This is a genomic window from Streptomyces sp. NPDC001513 (genome assembly GCF_042894695.1).
Taxonomy (GTDB): Bacteria; Actinomycetota; Actinomycetes; order Streptomycetales; family Streptomycetaceae; genus Streptomyces.
Map to the genome: position 1 here is coordinate 439,421 of NZ_JBIAVU010000007.1, position 19,050 is coordinate 458,470.

A 19,050-nucleotide genomic window follows, 5' to 3' on the forward strand; every position below is an offset into this window, starting at 1 on the left:
CGGCGGGCCGCGGCGACCGTGGAGGCCGCGGCCTCACGGCCCCAGCACGACCGCCGATTCGCCGGGTACGTGGATCCGGCCGTCGGGGCCCGGGTGTTCGAGGGGCTCCCAGGCCGCCAGCACCCGCACCCCGTTGCGGCCCAGCGCGATCGTCACCGGCTCCGGGGAGAGGTTCACGGCCACCCGTACGTCACCCCGCCGGAAGGTGATCCAGCGGCGCTCCTCGTCGTGGGCGACCCGGACCGACGCCAGGTCCGGGTCGCGCAGGTCCGGGTGGCCGCGGCGGAGCGCGACCAGGGTGCGGTACCAGTCCAGCAGGCGGCCGTGGGCGGCCTGTTCGGGCTCCGACCAGTCCAGGCAGGAGCGGTCGCGGGTCGCCGGGTCCTGCGGGTCGGGGATCTCTTCGGCCTTCCAGCCGTGCGCCGCGAACTCCCGGCGCCTGCCGGTCCGTACGGCCTCGGCCAGCTCCGGGTCGGGGTGGTCGGTGAAGTACTGCCAGGGAGTGCGCGCCCCCCACTCCTCGCCCATGAACAGCATCGGCACGAACGGCCCGGTCAGCGCCACCGTCGCCGCGCACGCCAGCAGCCCGGGGGAGAGGGAGGCGGCGAGCCGGTCGCCGAGCGCCCGGTTGCCGATCTGGTCGTGGGTCTGCGTGTAGCCGAGGAAGCGGTGCGCGGGGGTCCGGCGGCGGTCCACCGGGCGGCCGTGGGTGCGACCGCGGAAGGAGGACCAGGTCCCGTCGTGGAAGAAGGCCCGGGTCAGGGTCTTGGCGAGGGCGGCCAGCGGCGCCTCGGCGAAGTCCCCGTAGTACGCCTGGGATTCACCGGTCAGCGCACAGTGCAGGGCGTGGTGGAAGTCGTCGTTCCACTGGGCGTGCAGGCCCAGCCCGCCGGCCGCGCGCGGGGTGGTGGTGCGCGGGTCGCACTGGTCGGACTCGGCGATCAGGAACAGCGGCCGGCCGCTGTCCGCGGCCAGCGCGTCGACGGCCCCGGACAGTTCCTCCAGGAAGGTCAGCGCCCGCCCGTCGGCCAGCGCGTGCACGGCGTCGAGCCGCAGTCCGTCGATCCCGTAGTCGCGCAGCCAGGCCAGCGCGCTGCCCACGAGGTACGCGCGCACCTCGTCGGAGCCGGGCATGTCCAGGTTCACCGCCGCCCCCCACGGGGTGTGGTGGGCGTCGGTGAAGTACGGGCCGAAGGCGGGCAGGTGGTTGCCGGACGGGCCGAGGTGGTTGTGGACCACGTCCAGCACCACGCCCAGCCCCGCGGCGTGGGCCGCCTCCACGAACCGGACCAGCCCGGCCGGGCCGCCGTACGGCTCGTGCACCGACCAGGGCGCGACCCCGTCGTAGCCCCAGCCGTGCCGGCCGGGGAAGGAGCAGACCGGCATCAGCTCCACGTGCGTGACGCCGAGGGCGGTGAGGTGTCCGAGGCGGGCGGCGGCCGCGTCGAAGGTGCCCTCGGGCGTGAAGGTGCCGATGTGCAGCTCGTACAGGACCGCGTCCTGGAGCCGGGTGTGCGGCGGCGGGAGCGGCGGGGCCACGGCCTGGACCAGCGCCTCGAAGTCGACCACCGCGGACAGCCCGTCGGGGCCGTCCGGCAGCCGCCGGCCGCGCGGATCGGGCCGCGGGACGGTGTCGCCGTCCAGCAGGAACCCGTAGCGGCTGCCCTCGCCGGCCGGGGCCTCCACGGTCCACCAGCCGGACCGTTCCGGATCGCGCTCCATCGCGTACGTGGCGTCGTCGAGTCGCATGGCGACATGACCTGTCAGCGGTGCCCACACCTCGAAGTGCAACGGACGGTCCCCTCGTCAGCGGCGGTGGCCGGCATGCGTATCCTGCCCATCATTCCGGGCGTGGCGGGGGAGTTCTGGACACTCCGGCCCCGACGGGCCGACAATCACCCTGTGACGTCGAGTTTCGAGATCCCCGCCTTCCCCGCGCCGCGGCTGTCCGACGCCGAGCGCGACCGGGCGCTGGGCCAGCTCAGAGAGGGCGCTGCCCTCGGCAAGCTGTCCCACGACACCTTCCTGCGCCGGATGGAACTCGCCCTGGTCGCCCGCCGCTCCGAGGACCTTGCCGTCCTCACGGCCGACCTCCAGGCAAGGGAAGCCGCCGAAGGCCCGTGGACCCGTCGGCTGTTCGGCTGGGTCGGCCGGGTCTCGGCCGTGTCCGTCGGCATCCGGCACGCCTGGGCCGCCGAGAAACTGCCCAAGCTGCTGCTCCCGCATCCGAGCGCGGCCGTCCTGCGGATCGGCCGCGATCCCGGCAACGGACTGCGGCTCAGCCATGAGACCGTCTCCCGGGCCCACGCGGAACTGAGCCTGCGCGACGGGCTGTGGGTGCTCAAGGACCTCGGGTCCACCAACGGGACCTCGGTCAACGGGCAGCGGGTGACCGGCTCCGCGGTGGTCCGCGCCGGGGACCAGATCAGCTTCGGGAAGATGACCTTCCGGCTCTCGGCGAGCTAGCCCGTCCCCTCCGCCCGTCGGCGCCCCGCGCGTCCGCCCGTACGGGCCACCGCGCAGGATGACGGGCATGGAACACACGTCTGTCATCCGCCGTGCCCGCGTCGGGGACCTCCCCCGCCTGACCGAGCTCGTCCACGAGCACATCGCCTACGAGAAGTCGGCGCCGCGGCCGCCGGGCCTCGCCGAGCGGCTCGGCCCGCAGCTGTTCGCCGAGGACGCCCGGCTGTGGGTGCTGCTCGCCGAGACCCCGGACGGTACGGTCGCCGGATACGCGGCCTGCTCCGCCGAGTTCGCCTTCTGGGACGCCCGGCACTACCTGCACATGGACTGCCTCTACCTGGCGCAGGAGGCCCGCGGCCACGGGCTCGGCGCCGCCCTGATGGAGGGGGTGCGGGACCTGGCCCGCGAGCTCGGCCTCGACCAGGTCCAGTGGCAGACCCCCGACTGGAACGAGGGCGCGATCCGCTTCTACGACCGGCTCGGCGCCGCCGGCTTCCCGAAGCGCCGGTACGCCCTGTCCGTGGAGCCCGTGGAGCCCGTGGAGCCCGTGGAACAGGCCCAGGCCTAAGGGGAGCGGTCGGCCGCCACGAGGCGCTCGTAGGTGGCCAGGACGGTCCGGGACTGGTGTTCCACCTGGGTGGCCACCGGGACCCAGCGGGCCCCGAAGCGGGCCGCGAAGTCCTCGCACCACCCCGTGACCAGCCGGTCCAGCCCGGGCGCCGCCGGATGCCCCTGCGCGCGCAGCACCCGCAACAGCATCGCGGCGGCGCGCAGCGACAGCCGGCGCCCGAAGGCGTCGATGCTGGCGATGTACGCCGCGGTGGCCTCCGTGGGAGCCCCGTCGCCCGTCCACTCGTCGGAGATCCGGGGGATCAGCGCGAGCGTCCAGTCCACGGCGCGCAGCAGCGGAGCCGTGGCCCGGTCCTCGTACGGCGGCGGGCCCGACCGGATCAGGTCCCGTACCCCGGCGACGAGCGCGGCGTCCCCCGTGAGCCGCCCGGCGAGCATCCGCAGGGCGCCGCGCGGGTCGGCGTGCGGGGCCGGATCGTCCACCAGGTCGGAGGCCCACATGGGGACTTCGACGATCGCGGTGGTGCCGGCGTACCGGTGGGCGTGGTACCAGGTGCTGAGCCGCGTGTCCTCCGGGTGGAAGGCCCCGGCGGCCTCGCTCCCCGGCTGCGGGATCACGAAGATCCCGGGACCGGGGGAGGGCCAGCCGGCGGCGTCCGAGGCCCCGTTCTCCACCGGGATGTGCAGCTCGGCGGCCGATTTGGCGAACGGCTCGGCGAGGCCGGGTATGTCCCGGGTGAGCTGGACCCAGGAGCCGCCGAGATCGGTGGCGTGCAGCGAGACCTGGAGCACGGGCCGCAGCTCGTCGATGAGCGCGGTCAGGGCCAGGGTCTCGGGCGGCAGCCGGTCCGGGGGCAGTAAAGACGGCGCCCACTCGGGCTGTTCGGGGCCGGGCGGCCGGAAGAAGCTCCGGTGGTAGTCCAGGAGCGAGTACGGGCGGGGCGTGCGGTGCAGGTCCGCGCCGTCCGGGTCGGCGCACAGCAGGAAGTGCCAGCCGCAGCCGGCCCGCGGCGCGGGCTCGTGCAGGACGCGCCGGGCGAGCGAGAGGGCGGTGGCACCGCCGACGGGCTCGTTGGCGTGCGCCCCGGCGACGACGAGGACGTTGCGGGTGCGGGTGTTCGGGCCGACGGCCGCCACGGACAGGACCCAGAGCGGCTGCCCGGCCCGGGAGGTGCCGGCCTGGCGGAGCCGGACCTCGCCGGGGTGTTCGTCCGCCAGTGCGCGGGCGGCCAGCCCGAGTTCGTGCGGAGTGGGGTAGCGCATGTCACGGAGGAGAGTCACAAGTGATGCCATGCCCGCCGGGCTGGGCCCGTACCCGCGCGGAGCCCGGGCCTACTGCTGGTGCAGGCCGCGGCCCGCCAGGGACAGGAAGGCCTCGCCGACGGCCTCCGAGAGCGTCGGGTGGGCATGGATGTGGCGGGCCACGTCGGACGGCTCGGCGTCCCAGCCCACGATCAGCTGGCTCTCCGCGATCATCTCCGACACGTGCGGCCCGACCAGGTGCACGCCGAGCACCCGCCCGTGCCGCTCCGCGACCACCTTCACCGTGCCGCCCTGCCCGTGCACCATGCCCTTCGCCACGGCCGTCAGCGGCATCGTGTTCACCACCACGTCGTACGCCGCCTCGCGCGCCTGCGCCTCCGTCAGCCCGACGGCGGCGGTCTGCGGCGCCGAGTACGTCACCCGCGGCACCGCCGCGTAGTCCACCGGTGCGCTCGCCACCCCGGCCAGCGTCTCGGCGACCAGCAGCCCCTCCGCGAAGGAGGCGTGCGCCAGCCCGAGCGAGGGCGGCGGCAGCAGGTCGCCCACCACGTGGACGCCCGGGACGGCGGTCTCCAGCCGGGACCAGTCGGCCGGCGCCACGAACCCCCGTTCGTCGGTTGCCAGTCCGGCCGCCGCGAGGTCCAGCCCGTCGGTGACCGGGACCCGCCCGACCGCCACCAGCAGCCGCTCCGCCGTCAGCTCGCGCAGCTCCCCGCGCGCGGTGCGCACCGTGGCGCTGACGGTTCCGTCCGCCACGGTGGCGCCCTCCAGTCGGGCCCCGGTCTGCACGTCGATGCCGCGCTTCTTCAGGCCCCGTGCCAGGTGCCGGGACACGTCCGCGTCCTCCAGCGGCACCAGCCGGTCCGCAGCCTCGACCAGGGTCACCTCGGCGCCCATGGAACGGTGGAAGGAGGCGTACTCCACGCCGATCGCCCCGCCGCCCAGCACCAGGACCGAAGCCGGCAGCCCGGGGGCGAACAGGGCGTCGTCGCTGGTCACCACCGTGGCCCCGTCGGGCTCCAGACCGGGCAGGACCCGCGGCCGGGAGCCGGTGGCCAGGACGATCCCGCGGGTCGCGGTGAACTCCCGCCCGTCCTCGGTCCGGACGGAGCGCGGGCCGGTCAACCGCGCGCCGCTGCGCACCACATGAACCCCGGCGTGCTCCAAGTGACCCTCCACGCCCTTGTGGTTGCGGGAGACGATGTCGTCCCGGGTGGCGGTCAGCGCCGACCAGTCGACCGACTCCACGCTCGCCCGGACCCCCCAGCGCTCGCGCGCCTCGGCTATGCCGTCGACGAGTTCGGCGGCGTGCAGCATGGCCTTGCTGGGGATGCAGCCGCGGTGCAGGCAGGTCCCGCCGACCTTGTCGCGTTCCGCGAGCAGGACGGTCAGGCCGAGGGCCGAGGCGCGCAGGGCGGTGCTGTAGCCGCCGGTGCCGCCGCCGATCACGATCACGTCCACGATGCTGTCGTTGGTCATGTGCCCAGCCTGGACCTCCCGTTGCGCCACGTCCAAGGAAATGATCTTCTGGGTCCCATGCACGCTCTTTATGCTTCCGGCTCATGAGCCTGCGCCAGATGGAGTACTTCCTCGCCGTCGTCGAGGAGTCCTCGTTCACCCGTGCCGCGGACGCCCTGCACGTCACCCAGCCCGCCCTGTCCCACCAGGTCAAGGCCCTGGAGCGGTCCGTCGGCGGCGCCCTGCTGGAGCGCCTGCCGCGCGGGGTCCGGCTCACCCCCATGGGCCGTGCCTTCCTCCCGCACGCGCAGCTCGCCGTCCGCAGCGCCCGCCAGGCCGAGCGGGCGGCCCGCGCCGCCGCCGGAGTGGCGGGCGGCGAACTGCACATCGCGACCGTGCACGCCCTGGCCGTCGGCCTGCTCCCGGGCATCGCCGCCCGCTGGCGGGCGCTGCATCCGGGGGTGTCGCTGGTGCTGCGGGAGTACGGCTCCACCGATGCGCTGGAGGAGCAGCTGGAGCGGGGCGTCGCCGACCTCGCGGTGGGTCCGGAGCCCGCGCAGTGGCTGGGGCCGCTGCTGCGGATCGGACGGGAGGAGCTGGTCATCGTCGTCCCCTTCGACGATCCGCTGGCCGGGCGGGGAGCCGTCCGTCTGGCCGAGCTCGCCGACCGCGACTGGATCCGCTGCGCGATGGAACCGCTGTCCGACGGCGTCCTCGTACTGGACCGGGCGTGCGGGGCGGTCGGCTTCACCCCGCGCACGGTGCTGCGTACGGAGCACACCTCGACGGCCGTACGGATGGCGGCCGCCGGGGTGGGCGTCGTCATGGCGCCGGCCCACATGGTCCGGGGCGCCGTCGGCGAGGACTGCGTACTGCTCTCCCTCGATCCGCCGTGGCACCGGCCCCTGGCGGTCTTCTCCCGGGTCCCGCTGACCGGTGCGGCCGAGGCCTTCGCGGAGCTGTTCGGGGCCCGCGCCCCGGCCGTTCCGGCCGCGGGCGCACGGCCGGACTGAGCGGGCGGACGCCTCCCGCACAATCCCGGCCGGCGCGTCCGCAGCGGATCACCGGCGGACCCAGACACCCACTGGGCGGCCTTCCAGCAGGTCGGCCATCTCGACCGAACCGCTGTGCTGCGTACGGGAGTCCGTGTCGGGCTGCGGCGGGAGGACGGGGGTCCACGCGCCGGGCGGCAGGGGCAGCCGCGTGCCGCGCCAGCCGCCGGACGCGGCCAGCCGGTGGGACAGCCGGGTCGCCGCCACCAGCAGGCCGGGGGCCCGGGTGAACGCCACCAGATGGCCGGCCGCCGGGCCCCGGGCCGGGACGGGCGCGTAGCCCCGGAAGAGCTCCGGCCGGTCCCGGCGCAGCCGCAGCAGGGCGGCCGTCAGGGCCAGCTTCTCCTCGGCCGGGCCCTGCGGGGCGGCCCCCGTGTCCAGCCGTGCCAGTTCCCGGTGGGGGAAGCGGGCCGGGCGCCGGTTGTCGGGGTCGACGAGGGCGCGGTACTCGGTCTCGGCGCCCTGGTAGACCTCCGGGACCCCGGGCATCGCCAGGTGCAGCAGCGTCATGCCGAGGAGGTTGGCGCGGGCCGCCTCCGCCAGCTCCACGGGGAGGTCGAGGGGGGCCCGGACGTATCCCGGCACCTGCGCCTCGTAGTCCTCGTCCGGCTCCGTCCAGCTGGTGCGCAGGGCGGCCTCGCGGACCGCCTTCAGCAGCGCCTCGGACAGCCGGGGCACGGCGTCGGGGACCGGGCCGAGCCCGAGTGCGGTCTGCCGGGCCACCCAGGCCAGGTGGGGGTCGGGGCCGTCGGGCCGGCCCATCAGCTCCGGTGCCTGCGACAGGGCCGCGATCCGGGCCCGGACGTCCGCGCTGCGTTTCGTGTCGTGCGTGGACAGCACCGTCCCGGCCGCCGGCCACTCCCGGGCCTGGGCGGCGCAGTACGCGTGGAACTCGGCGGCCGACACCGGTGGTTGACCCGGCTCCCCGCCGACCTCCGTCGCCGACAGCAGCGGTGCGTACCGGTAGAAGGCGCGGTCCTCCAGGGACTTGGCGCGCAGCGCCGCCGAGGTCTGCGCGAAGCGGGCCGCGAAGGCCGGTTCCCGCAGCAGCAGTTCCCGTACGCAGGCCACCGCGCCGGGACCGGCCACCGCGGCCGCCTGCTCCAGCGCCTGCGGCGGCAGCTCCGGCTCGCCGGGGTAGGGCCGGTAGACGGGAAAGGCGATCAGCAACTCCCGTACCGCTTCGCCCAGTTCCGGGCCGGACTGGCGTTCCAGCGCCCGCAGTTCGGCGGCCAGGTCACCGGTCAGCACCTCCCGTGCGCACGCCCGCGCCGCCTCCGGCCACCGCGGCAGCCCGGTGGACCGCCCGTACCCGTCCGCCAGCTCCGCGGCGCCCGCCGGGTCGGTGAACACCCCGTCCACCCGGTGCAGCGCGTCGTACCCGGTGGTGCCCGCCACCGGCCACGCGGGCGGCAGCCGCTCGTGGCGGGCGAGGATCTTCTCGACGACCACCCAGCACCCGTCCCCGGCCGCCGCGCGCAGCCGCCGCAGGTACTCCTCCGGGTCCGCCAGGCCGTCCACGTGGTCGATCCGCAGCCCTTGCACGACCCCGTCACGGAGCAGCTCCAGCACCTTCGCGTGGGTGGCGGTGAAGACCTCCGGGTCCTCCACGCGGACCCCGATCAGTTCCGAAATGGTGAAGAAGCGCCGGTAGTTGAGTGCGGTCCGGGCCTCCCGCCACCACGCCGGCCGGTACCACTGCGCGGCCAGCAGCTCGGGCAGCGCCAGCCCCTCGGTGCCCGCCCGCAGCGGGAACTCCTGCTCGCCGTAGCGCAGTACGCCGCCCTCGGGCGTCAGCTCGCAGGAGTCCGCGGGCCCGGCGAGCACCGGCAGCAGCACCTGCCCGCCCCCGGCCTCCCAGTCGATGTCGAACCAGCGGGCGTACGGCGAGCCGGGCCCGTCCCGCAGCACCTCCCACAGGGGCTGGTTCAGCCGCAGCGGCGTCGGCACCGCCATGTGGTTGGGCACGATGTCGAGGACCAGGCCGAGTCCGTGCGCGCGGGCGGCCCGGGCCAGGGCGCGCAGGCCCGGCTCGCCGCCGAGCTCGGCCCGCACGCGGGAGTGGTCGGTGACGTCGTACCCGTGCGGGGAGCCGGGCACCGCCTCCAGCACGGGGGAGAGGTGCAGGTGCGACACGCCGAGCGAGGCGAGGTACGGTACGGCTGCCTCGGCCGCCGCGAAGGGGAACTCCGGACGCAGCTGGAGACGGTAGGTCGACGCCGGAGTGACAGGTGTCGGAACATCAGATTCCGATTCAGTGACCGGTTGCGGCTGGCTCATGAGAACGTACGTACCCAACCTGCCGGATTCCGTGCCATGACCCAATGCATCCGAGTGACTGCACCGGGTTAATGTCGATCAAGTGGTTGGAACAGTCAACACCTATCGAAAAGTCATCGCCCTGACCGGGCCCCTACTCCCGCTCGTCTCTTTCCTCGCCCGACTGCCCGTCGCGATGTCCCAGTTCGGCAGCTTCCTGCTGGTCGCCCAGACCAGCGGCTCCCTCGCCACCGCCGGCGTGGTCGGAGGCGCCCTCTCCCTCGGCCAGGTCCTCTTCGGACCCGTCCTCGGCTGGCTCGCCGACCGGCACGGGCAGCGGCCCGTCGTGCTGGCCGCCGCCGCCGTCAACGCGGTGGCCACCGCCGCCCTGGTCGCGGGCGCCCTCACCCACCTGGCCACCGTGCCGCTCGCCGCGATCGGCGCCCTCACCGGGGCCTCCGTACCGCTGATCGGGCCGCTCGCCCGCACCCGCTCCGTGGCGCTGGCCCACCGCGCCGGGGCCGACGAGAGCGTCGTGGGCGCCGTCCACGCGCTCGAAGGCACCCTGGACGAGGTCTCGTTCGTCTTCGGGCCCGCCCTGGTCGGCATGGCCGCGCTCCTCGCGCACCCGGCGGTCGCCCTCGGCGGCGCGGCGGGCCTCGTCGTCGTCTTCGGCACCGTCTACGCCCTGCACCCGACCGCCGCCGTCACGGCCGGGTCCCCGGCACGCGGACGCGGTACGGGCAGCCGGGTCCGGCCGCCCGGCGTGGTCTACGCCGTACGCGGCTCCCTCGCCCTCCAGGGCGCGATGTTCGGCGCCTGCCAGGCCGGCATCACCGCCCTGACCATCCGGCTGGGCGTCCCCGACCAGGCCGCCGTCGTCTACTCCGCGATGGGCGTCGTCAGCGCCGCCGTGGGCCTCTCGCTCGGCGCGCTGCCCGCCCGCTTCGGACTGCGGCTGCGCTGGCGGGTGGCGACCGGAGCGGCCCTGGTGCTCTCGGCGCCCCTGCTGGTCACCGACAGCCTGTGGCCCCTGTACGCCGTCGTCACCGTCCTCGGGGCGGCCTACGCGCCCCACCTGATCACCGCCTTCGCGCTCACCGAGCGGGCCGTGGAACCGGCCCGGCTCTCCACGTCCATGGCCTTCGCCGCCAGCTGCCTGGTGGCCGGGCAGGCCACCGCGCTCGTCGTCTGCGGGCGCCTCGCCGAGCGGTACGGCCCCACCGGGGCCTTCGCCGTCGCCGTCGGGGCCGCCGCCCTCTGCCTGGCCCTCGCCCTCGTCACCCGGGTGCCCGCCGCCCGGACGCACCCCGCCGCCTTCGTCCCCGGCCAGCGGACCGCCTCGCCGGTGTCCGGCCCTCAGGCGTCCGGCCCTCAGGCGTCCGGCCCTCAGGCGTCCGGCCCTCAGGCGTCCGGCCCTCCGGTGCCGGGTGAGAACGGCACCGCCTACGCCGGACGCTGAAGCACCACCAGACACCGACCCGTCAGCGCCACCCGGTCGCCGGCCGCGTACTGCGGCCCGGTACCGGGTGGCAGCACGTCCGCCCGCGCCGTGTCCACCACCAGGTGCCACTGCGCGCCGTGCCCCGCCGGAATCGTGAAGTCCTGCGGATCCGCGCCCGAGTTGAACATCAGCAGGAACGAGTCGTCGGTGATCCGCTCCCCGCGCGTGCCCGGCTCGGAGATCGCCTCCCCGTTGAGGAAGACGGTCAGCGCCCGCGCGTGCTGCGCCTGCCAGTCGCGCGCCCGCATCACCTCGCCGTGCGGGGTGAACCAGGCGATGTCGGAGAGCTCGTCGTGCGTGCCCTCCACCGGCCGGCCGTGGAAGAACCGGCGCCGCCGGAAGACCGGGTGGTCCCGGCGCAGCCACACCATCCGCCGGGTGAACTCCAGCAGCGACGGCGACGGTTTGCCCGGCTCCGGCCAGCGCACCCACGACAGCTCGTTGTCCTGGCAGTACGCGTTGTTGTTGCCGCCCTGGCTGCGGCCGAACTCGTCGCCGTGGCTGAGCATCGGCACGCCCTGCGACAGCATCAGGGTGGCCGTGAAGTTGCGCATCTGGCGCTCGCGCAGCTCCGCGATCTCCGGATCCTCGGTCGGCCCCTCCACCCCGCAGTTCCAGGACCGGTTGTGGGTCTCGCCGTCCCGATTGCCCTCCCGGTTGGCCTCGTTGTGCTTCTCGTTGTACGAGACCAGGTCGTTCAGGGTGAAACCGTCGTGGCAGGTGGTGAAGTTGATCGAGGCCAGCGGGCGCCGCCCGTCGTCCTGGTACAGGTCCGAGGAGCCGGTCAGCCGCCCGGCGAACTCCGCGAGCGTGCGCGGCTGCCCGCGCCACAGGTCCCGTACGGTGTCCCGGTACTTGCCGTTCCACTCGGTCCACAGCGGCGGGAAGTTGCCCACCTGGTAGCCGCCCTCGCCGAGGTCCCAGGGCTCCGCGATCAGCTTCACCTGGCTGACCACCGGATCCTGCTGGACCAGGTCGAAGAACGACGACAGCCGGTCCACCTCGTGGAACTGGCGGGCCAGCGTCGCCGCCAGGTCGAAGCGGAAGCCGTCCACGTGCATCTCGGTGACCCAGTAGCGCAGCGAGTCCATGATCAGCTGGAGCACGTGCGGGGAGCGCATCAGCAGCGAGTTGCCCGTGCCGGTGGTGTCCATGTAGTGCCGCGGATCGTCCGCCAGCCGGTAGTACGAGGCGTTGTCGAGCCCGCGGAAGGACAGCGTCGGACCCAGGTGGTTGCCCTCCGCGGTGTGGTTGTAGACCACGTCGAGGATCACCTCGATCCCCGCCTCGTGCAGGGCCCGGACCGCCGACTTGAACTCCAGCACCTGCTGGCCGCGGTCGCCCGAGGCGTAGCCGTTGTGCGGGGCGAAGAAGCCGATCGTGTTGTAGCCCCAGTAGTTGCTCAGCCCGTCGTTGACCAGCCGGTGGTCGTTGACGAACTGGTGCACCGGCATCAGCTCCAGCGCCGTCACGCCGAGCTTGGCGAGGTGGCCGATGACCGCCGGGTGCGCGAGCGCCCCGTAGGTGCCCCGGAGCTCCTCGGGCAGGTCCGGATGGCGCATCGTCAGGCCCTTGACGTGGGCCTCGTACAGCACGGTGTGGTGGTACTCGTGGCGCGGCGGCCGGTCGTTGGCCCAGTCGAAGTACGGGTTCACCACGACCGAGCTCATGGTGTGCGGGGCGGAGTCCAGGTCGTTGCGCGAGTCGGGCCGGCCGAAGTGGTAGCCGTACACCGCCTCGCCCCACGTCACGCGGCCGCTGATGGCCCGCGCGTACGGGTCCAGCAGCAGCTTCGCCGCGTTGCAGCGCCGCCCGCGCTCGGGCTCGTACGGGCCGTGGACGCGGAAACCGTAACGCTGACCCGGCATGACGCCGGGCAGGTACGCGTGGCGGACGAAGGCGTCCGTCTCGCGCAGTTCCACGGCGGACTCCGAACCGTCGTCGTGGAGGAGGCACAGCTCGATCCGTCGGGCGGCCTCGGAGTAGACCGCGAAGTTGGTGCCGGCGCCGTCGTAAGTGGCGCCGAGCGGATACGCCTGTCCCGGCCAGACCTGCATAGATAACGACTCTTCCCGCGTTGTCGGATGTCCCGGCTGATCCGGCGTGGACCACGTCACTGTTCCGATCTTCCCCGAAAGAGGGCGCCCACGCGCGGACTTGGGAGGGGTCCTACCGGGTGACCCGCAGAGCTGATAGGCGGGTCAGCGGACTGTCTGCGCATCCGATAATGGGTCAACGGGCGACCGGTGGGGGGACCATCGGGCTGCACCGGGCCGCGCGCGCGGAGTACCCTTCCGTGATCACTGGAGACGGGCGTCCAGACGCAGAAGGCGGTGCACGGGTGAGCTCGGGAGGTCTGGAGCTGCCCCCTGGTGACAGCAGTCACGAGGGTGGCCCGGCGGACGCCCCAGGAGGTGTCCCCGGCGGGGCACCGGCGGGGATCGCGGCCGGAGCGGTCTCCCTGGCGGGCGGACCGGCGGAGGCCGGGGGTGCCGGGGGCGCCGGGGGTCCTGGATCCGCCGGCGCCGAACTCGACTGGAGCGCGGAGGCCTGGAGCGAGGTCCGCACCCGGGCCCAGCGGGCCGGCCGTGCGTACATCTGGCTGAATCTCATCGAACAGCGGCTGCGCTCGGTGGTCGGGGCGGTGCTCCGGCCGATCTACGAGCCGGTGCACGGCGGGGACGACTGGGTGGTCGCGGCCGCCGGGCCCGCCGGGCAGGAGTGGGTGCAGCGGGCCGTGGCCGTCCGCGAGGTCAGCCGGCGCAAGGGCTACCTGCTCGACTCGGCCGACGACAACGTGCTGAGCTTCCTGACCCTGCCCCAGCTGCGGGAGCTGATGGTCCAGCACTGGCCGTGCTTCGAGCCGTACTTCGACGACCGGCGCGAGATCGAGCTGGCCCTGGACGAGCTGGAGGTCACCCGCAACGTCGTCTCCCGCAACCGGGCGCTGTCACGGCCCGTGCTGGAACAGGCGGAACGGGCCTCCGCGCGGCTGCTGGAGGTCCTCGGCGGCGGCGCCGGCAGCCCCTCGGCGGACCGGCTGCCGATCGACGCCGTCGAGGACCTGGTGGGCGACCGCTACGCGGACGTCATCTCGGTCCACCCGGACCGGGTGCGGCTGCAGCGGCAGCTCCCGGCGGAGGACCTCTTCGGGGGAGCGCGGCGGCTCGACGCCATCGGCATAGGGCTCAACCTGCTGGTCCAGAACTTCTCGGGCCGAAGACTCGTCCGGCTCACGGAGGCCGGCTGCCGGGTGCGCCTGCTGTTCCTGAACCCGGCGAGCAGCGCGGTCAAGCGGCGCGAGCGGGAGCTGGGGCTGCGCAAGGGCGAGCTGAGCCGTTCGGTGGAGATGAACATCCTGCACGTCCGCCGGGTCCGGGCGGGCCTGCGGGACCCCTCGCGCTTCGAGATCCACGTCTTCGACGAGACCCCGCGCTTCACCGCCTACCTGGTGGAGGGGAACTCCTCGGGCATCGCGGTGGTCCAGTCGTACCTGCGGCGGGCGCGCGGGATGGAATCGCCCGTCCTGGTCCTGCGGGGCGGCGGGCGCGGCGTCCCGAAGGACGCGGACCACGGGCTGTTCACGACGTACCGGGAGGAGTTCGAGTCGATGTGGGAGGACTCCCGCCCCGTGTCGTGAGGACGCCGGACACCCCTTGAGGGGGGTGTCGTCGGGCTTGTCAGTGCCCCGTGGCAGGCTGAAAGCCGTTGACCGAAGGCGTACGGGGGAGGGGCACGGCATGGGGGATCTGGAGAGGACCGGCGCGGGGCCGGGGGAGCCGGGGGAATCGCGGGGGTCCCTGCGATGAGCTGGATCAGCGGACCGATGGTGGCCTTCGACCTGGAGACGACCGGGACCGACATCGAGTCCGACCGCATCGTCACCGCCGCGGTCGTGGCCATGGAGCCGGACGGCCGGGTCGCCCGGACCCGCACGTGGCTGCTCGACCCCGGCGTGGCCATCCCCGAGCAGGCGGCGGCGATCCACGGCATCTCCACGGAGCACGCCCGCACCGAGGGCGAGCCGGCCGCCCCGGCGATCGCGGAGATCACGCAGACGCTCGCCGACGGGCTGAGCTCCGGCACCCCGCTGGTGGTGATGAACGCCCGCTACGACCTGTCCCTGCTGGACCGCGAGTGCCGCCGGCACGGGATCGCCTCGCTGGCCGACCGGCTGCGGGGCAGGCCCGCGCCCGTCATCGACCCCCTGGTCCTCGACAAGCACGCGGACCGGTACCGGAAGGGCAGGCGGACCCTGCAAGCCCTCTGCGAGCACTACGGCGTGACGCTCGACGACGCGCACAACGCGGCCGCCGACGCCCTCGCGGCGGCGCGCGCGGCACGCCGGGTGGGCGCGAAGCACTCCTCCATAGGCTCGATCGAGCTGGCGGACCTCCACGACCTCCAGATCCGCGCGGCCGCCCAGCAGGCCGAGTCGCTCCAGAGCTATCTCCGCCGCACCTCGGACCCCGAGGCGATAGTCGAGCCGGCGTGGCCGGTGGTCCCGCGCAGGGAAAGCTAGTCCGTCTCCGGCCGTCGCGCCGCCGGAGGCCTCACGCGACCGCGACCGCGAACCCGTTCACGCGGGCACGTCCGGCCAGGAGTCGTCGTACTCGATGTGGATCTCCCGTGTGCGGGTGTCGCCGCAGTGGAGGCGGGCGCAGTAGTGGCCGTGGCGCGTGGCGTCGCGGACGTGTGCCGGGCCGTGCCGGGCGACCTCGCGGAAGTGGCCGGCGGTCTCGCGGAACACCTTCGCGCTGCCCGTCATGAACAGCGTCTCGGCATGGAGGTGCTGGTGGAAGCGGTCGCGGTTCTCGGCGTGGCGCAGGGCCTCGTAGTCGATCTCCGGTTCCGATGCGGGGGCGCTGACGCTCCGGCGGCGGCCCGGGCCGAGCCGGCCCCGCAGTTCCTTCCAGCGTGACGGTGCGAACTGGAGCGAGTGGTGCAGCAGGACGAGGTCGAGCGGCCGTGACCCCGGCTCCGGGGAGCCGGCGCCGGCGGGCCGCAGCGGCACGTGGATCAGCGAGCGCGGCGAGGTCGCGGCCAGGCTCCACAGCCCGGCCAGGAGCCGCGCGGCCTCCTGGTCGACGTAGGCGTTGAGGTACGGGCCCTCGTCCAGCAGCAGGGCGCGCCGCGGCGGCAGCGCCGGGCGGACGACCTGGAACTCCTGCGGGCCGAGGCGGGCCTGATGGACGGTGACGGGTATCTGCACGTGCATGGTCACTTGCTACCCGGGTCCTAGAAGGAATGCCAGCGCGTTTCGGGGTCGCCGTCCCTGAGGGAGGTCACGCGGCGGCGGAACTCGGCCCGTGCCCCCGGGTTGCCCGGGGCGTGCTGGGAGACCCAGGCGCAGCTCGCCGTCTCGCGGGCCCCGCGCAGGACCGCGCAGCCCGGCCAGTCGCGGACGTCCCACCCGTACGCCGACACGAACGCCTCGTACTCCTCGGCGGGCAGGCCGTACCGGTCGCGAGAGAGGGCCATCACCACCAGGTCGTGCTCGCGCAGATCGGCCGAGACGGTCTCCAGGTCGACGAGGGCCGGGCCGTCCGGGCCCACGTGGACGTTGCGGGGCAGGGCGTCGCCGTGGACCGGGCCCGGCGGGAGGTGCGGGGTCAGGGCCGCCACCTCGTCGGCGTAGGCGTCGCGGCGGGCCCGCAGGTACGCCGCGTCGGCAGGGTCGATCGCGTCGCCCGCCAGCCGCAGCCAGCGCTCCACCCCGCCCAGCAGGTCCCGGCCGGGCAGGGCGAATGGCGGCGCGGGCAGGGCGTGGACGGCCCGCAGCAGCACCGCCAGGTCCTCGGCACCCGCGGGCCGGACCGCGTCCGGGAGCCGGTGCCACACGGTCAGCGGATGCCCGTCCACGAGCCGCGGCTCCGGCTCGGCCGCGCGGACCGCCGGGACCCCGGCCGCCGCGAACCAGTCGGCCACCGCGAGCTCCCGCCGGGCCCGCTCCAGCAGCGCCGCCTCCCGGCCCACCTTCACCACGAGGTCGCCGACGGCGAAGACGGCGTTCTCGCCGAAGGCGAGGAGGGCCGGCTCCCGGGTCGCCCCGCGCGTGAGGCCCGCCGCCGTCAGTACCCGCCTGGCCTGCGCTTCGTCCATGCCGTTGGTTCCCGCTCCCTGTCGTTGCCGCACCGGTTGCCGGTTGCCGGTTGCCGGTTGCCGGTTGCCGGTTGCCGGTTCCGATTCCGGCTCGGCTCCGGCTCCGGCTCAGCGGCGTGATCATGACGTATCCGAGTTCTACCACCGCCCACCGTCGGCCCCCGCGGGTGGTGGCTTCGGGAGGGCGGCCCGATGCTGGAGGCATGGGCGCCGACCGTGACGCAGGCGCCGCCCGCGGCCCCAGCGGCGTGGCGCGGCGCGCCATCCGCACCACGCTCGCCGCGTGTGCCGGGTTCTTCCTGTTCCTGTACGGGCTGGACCTGTCCGTCGCGGCGACGTACGCCCTGTTCGCCGTCGTGTCGATGGCGGCCCTCTCGCACATCCCCGGCACCGGCCCCCAGCGGGCGGTCGTCATCGCCCGCACGGCGCCGCTGGCCTGGGTGCTGGTCACCATCGGCACCTACCTCGCGGTGCACACCTGGAGCGCCGTGGCCGGCATGCTGGTCATCGGCTTCTGCCTCGCTTTCGTGGCCGTGGCCGGGCCCCGGGCGTCGGGCGCCGCGCCCGGCCTGCAGCTGCTCTACATCCTCCCGTGCTTCCCGCCCTACGCCCCCGACACCCTCGGCGAGCGCCTGCTGGGGACGACCGTCGGCCTCGCGCTGCTGATCCTCGCCGAGCTGTTCGTCCTCCCCGAGCCGCGCGCCACCTCCTACCGGTCGCTGGCCGCCGCGGCCGCCGACACCGCCGCCCGCTGCACCGACGAGCTGCGCCGTGCCCCGTACACCCTGTCCGCCGCCGGGGCGGAGGCGGCCCGGGCGGCCGGCGAGGCGCTGCGGCCCTTCCGGGTCCCCGAGGCCGAGCGTCCCGCCGGGCCGGGCCTGCGGGACCGCGGGCTCGCGCATGCGGGCCTGGCCGCCCGTACGCTCCTGAACCGCCTGGTGAACCTGCCCCCGCCGCCCCCGGACCGCCCGCCTCCGGAACAGCCGCGCGGGGTGTCCGCCGCGGTCGGCGCGGCCGCCGTCGAGAGCGCGGCCCTGCTGCGCGGCACCGGCGACTCCATCGACGCGGCTCGCGCCCTGCGGCACGTACGGGCAGAGGCCGTCGCGGTGGACGAGCGGCCGGCGAGCGAGGCACTGGGCGTGCGCAGGGCGGCGCTGCTGGAGGTGGCGGACGCCGCCGTCGCCTTCACGACGGCGGCCGAACTCGCGGTACGGGGCCTGCGCGCACGGCTGCCGGCCGAGACCGACGCGGGCCGCTTCTGGTACGCCGGCCGGCGCGCGCCCCATCTGTGGTGGCACCGGCTGGCCGCACACGCCGGGCCGCGGTCCGTGCACTTCCAGAACGCGGTACGGCTCAGCCTCGCGCTCGCCGCCGCCCGCACGATCGCGGGCATCGACTCCCTGCCCCACGGCTTCTGGGCGATGCTCGCCGTGCTCAGCCTGACCCGGACCACGGTCTCCCAGACCCGGGCGACCGTGCGCCTGGCCCTCACCGGCACGCTGCTCGGCGCCTTCACGGCGGGCGTCCTGCTGGCCCTGATCGGCGTGCACAGCACCGTCTACGCGATCGCCCTGCCGTTCGTCATGTTCGTGGCCTTCCGGGTCGGGCCGGTACGGGGCGTGGGCTGGGCCCAGGGCATGTTCACCCTCGTCGTGTCCTTCGTCTTCGCCCAGCTGGCGCCGGTGACCTGGCAGCTGGCCGAGGTCAGGATGCTCGACGTGGTCATCGGCAGCCTGATCGGCGTCGTGTTCGGGCTGCTCGCCTGGCCGCGGGGGGCGCAGGTGGAGCTGCACCGGGCGGTCGCCCTGCTGCTGGCGGAGGCGGCCGATACGGTCGGGAGCACCGCGGCCGCCGTGGCGGTGGGCGGGCCGGGACGGCCCTCGGACGACACGGAGCTGCAGCGTGCGCTGCTGCTGGCGGAGTCCGCGTTCTCGCAGCGCCTGAGCGAGCCCCGCGCGCTGGTCGGCTCCCCGGCGGACTGGCAGGCGGCCCTGATGACGGGCCACCACGTGCTGTGGGGCTCGCGGCGCCTGCTGGCCCGGGGTGGTCCACCCCTGGAACCGGCCCAGCAGACACGTCTGCGCGGCCGGGCGACGCAGGTGGCCGCCTGCCTGCGCGCCGCCTCGGCCCTGACGGCGAGCACGTCCGCACCCCAGCACACGGGCCTGCCGCCGGACACGGGCCCGCCGGTGGTCGACGCCCCGGCGGCGGACGGACTGCCCGCCGACGGAGCGGGGGACGGGGTCGCCCTGCCGCGGTTCTACGCCGGCCTGGCCTGGCTCGACTCGCTGACCACCGACGTCGAGCGGATCACCGCACCGATGGTCGCTTCCGTCTCTTCCGTCGGTTCCGGGGAACAGGGCGGGGCGGCCTGAA

The 19,050-nt window shown here is 74.7% G+C and carries 14 protein-coding genes; 7 read left to right on the plus strand and 7 right to left on the minus strand.

Annotation, left to right across the window (positions count from 1 at the left end; genetic code table 11):
* Positions 1-33 precede the first annotated feature (33 nt).
* Entirely contained in the window at positions 34-1,791 is a 1,758-nt protein-coding gene (gene treZ, locus ACFYZ4_RS18495) for a malto-oligosyltrehalose trehalohydrolase (protein ID WP_390784362.1), read from the minus strand.
* 111 nt (positions 1,792-1,902) lie between these two features.
* Here treZ and ACFYZ4_RS18500 point away from each other — a divergent pair, with 111 nt between their 5' ends.
* Positions 1,903-2,466, plus strand: coding sequence for a DUF1707 and FHA domain-containing protein (locus ACFYZ4_RS18500; RefSeq protein ID WP_351294384.1), 564 nt, complete (start codon positions 1,903-1,905; stop codon positions 2,464-2,466).
* A 67-nt stretch (positions 2,467-2,533) separates the two neighbouring features.
* Positions 2,534-3,034, plus strand: a complete 501-nt coding sequence (locus ACFYZ4_RS18505; protein WP_390784363.1) for a GNAT family N-acetyltransferase — start codon at positions 2,534-2,536, stop codon at positions 3,032-3,034.
* Here ACFYZ4_RS18505 and ACFYZ4_RS18510 read toward each other — a convergent pair.
* Together ACFYZ4_RS18510 and lpdA are read right to left on the minus strand one after the other, a co-directional pair.
* Complete coding sequence (locus ACFYZ4_RS18510) at positions 3,031-4,317, minus strand: M14 family zinc carboxypeptidase (RefSeq protein WP_351294444.1); 1,287 nt, start codon at positions 4,315-4,317, stop codon at positions 3,031-3,033. The two genes, ACFYZ4_RS18505 and ACFYZ4_RS18510, sit on opposite strands and share 4 nt — an antisense overlap.
* A gap of 51 nt (positions 4,318-4,368) precedes the next feature.
* Entirely contained in the window at positions 4,369-5,778 is a 1,410-nt protein-coding gene (gene lpdA, locus ACFYZ4_RS18515; protein WP_390784364.1) for a dihydrolipoyl dehydrogenase, read from the minus strand.
* Positions 5,779-5,861: 83 nt separating this feature from the next.
* Between lpdA and ACFYZ4_RS18520 the strand changes: the two genes are divergently transcribed.
* Positions 5,862-6,770, plus strand: coding sequence for a LysR family transcriptional regulator (locus tag ACFYZ4_RS18520; RefSeq protein ID WP_390784365.1), 909 nt, complete (start codon positions 5,862-5,864; stop codon positions 6,768-6,770).
* Positions 6,771-6,818: 48 nt separating this feature from the next.
* On the opposite strand, the gene treY is transcribed toward ACFYZ4_RS18520, so the two are convergent.
* On the minus strand, positions 6,819-9,089 hold the full coding sequence (treY, locus tag ACFYZ4_RS18525; protein WP_390784366.1) for a malto-oligosyltrehalose synthase: 2,271 nt from the start codon (positions 9,087-9,089) through the stop codon (positions 6,819-6,821).
* 82 nt (positions 9,090-9,171) lie between these two features.
* Between treY and ACFYZ4_RS18530 the strand changes: the two genes are divergently transcribed.
* Entirely contained in the window at positions 9,172-10,530 is a 1,359-nt protein-coding gene (locus ACFYZ4_RS18530; RefSeq protein ID WP_390784367.1) for an MFS transporter, read from the plus strand.
* On the opposite strand, the gene glgX is transcribed toward ACFYZ4_RS18530, so the two are convergent.
* Positions 10,515-12,629 (minus strand): glycogen debranching protein GlgX, encoded by a 2,115-nt coding sequence (glgX, locus tag ACFYZ4_RS18535; protein WP_351294400.1) that lies wholly within the window; start codon positions 12,627-12,629, stop codon positions 10,515-10,517. The two genes, ACFYZ4_RS18530 and glgX, sit on opposite strands and share 16 nt — an antisense overlap.
* A 284-nt stretch (positions 12,630-12,913) precedes the next feature.
* On the opposite strand from glgX, the gene ACFYZ4_RS18540 reads away from it, so the two are divergent.
* Positions 12,914-14,212 (plus strand): SAV2148 family HEPN domain-containing protein, encoded by a 1,299-nt coding sequence (locus tag ACFYZ4_RS18540; RefSeq protein WP_351294403.1) that lies wholly within the window; start codon positions 12,914-12,916, stop codon positions 14,210-14,212.
* A gap of 165 nt (positions 14,213-14,377) precedes the next feature.
* Positions 14,378-15,094 carry a 3'-5' exonuclease gene (locus ACFYZ4_RS18545; RefSeq protein ID WP_351294406.1) on the plus strand — a complete coding sequence of 239 codons (717 nt, stop codon included), beginning with the start codon at positions 14,378-14,380 and terminating at the stop codon, positions 15,092-15,094.
* Between the two features lie 57 nt (positions 15,095-15,151).
* Here ACFYZ4_RS18545 and ACFYZ4_RS18550 read toward each other — a convergent pair whose 3' ends face one another.
* Both ACFYZ4_RS18550 and ACFYZ4_RS18555 read right to left on the minus strand, forming a co-directional pair.
* Positions 15,152-15,790, minus strand: a complete 639-nt coding sequence (locus ACFYZ4_RS18550) for a hypothetical protein (protein ID WP_390784368.1) — start codon at positions 15,788-15,790, stop codon at positions 15,152-15,154.
* 20 nt (positions 15,791-15,810) lie between these two features.
* Entirely contained in the window at positions 15,811-16,674 is an 864-nt protein-coding gene (locus tag ACFYZ4_RS18555; RefSeq protein WP_390784369.1) for a phosphotransferase enzyme family protein, read from the minus strand.
* A gap of 203 nt (positions 16,675-16,877) precedes the next feature.
* Between ACFYZ4_RS18555 and ACFYZ4_RS18560 the strand changes: the two genes are divergently transcribed.
* On the plus strand, positions 16,878-19,049 hold the full coding sequence (locus tag ACFYZ4_RS18560; protein WP_351294416.1) for an FUSC family protein: 2,172 nt from the start codon (positions 16,878-16,880) through the stop codon (positions 19,047-19,049).
* Position 19,050: the final 1 nt, after the last annotated feature.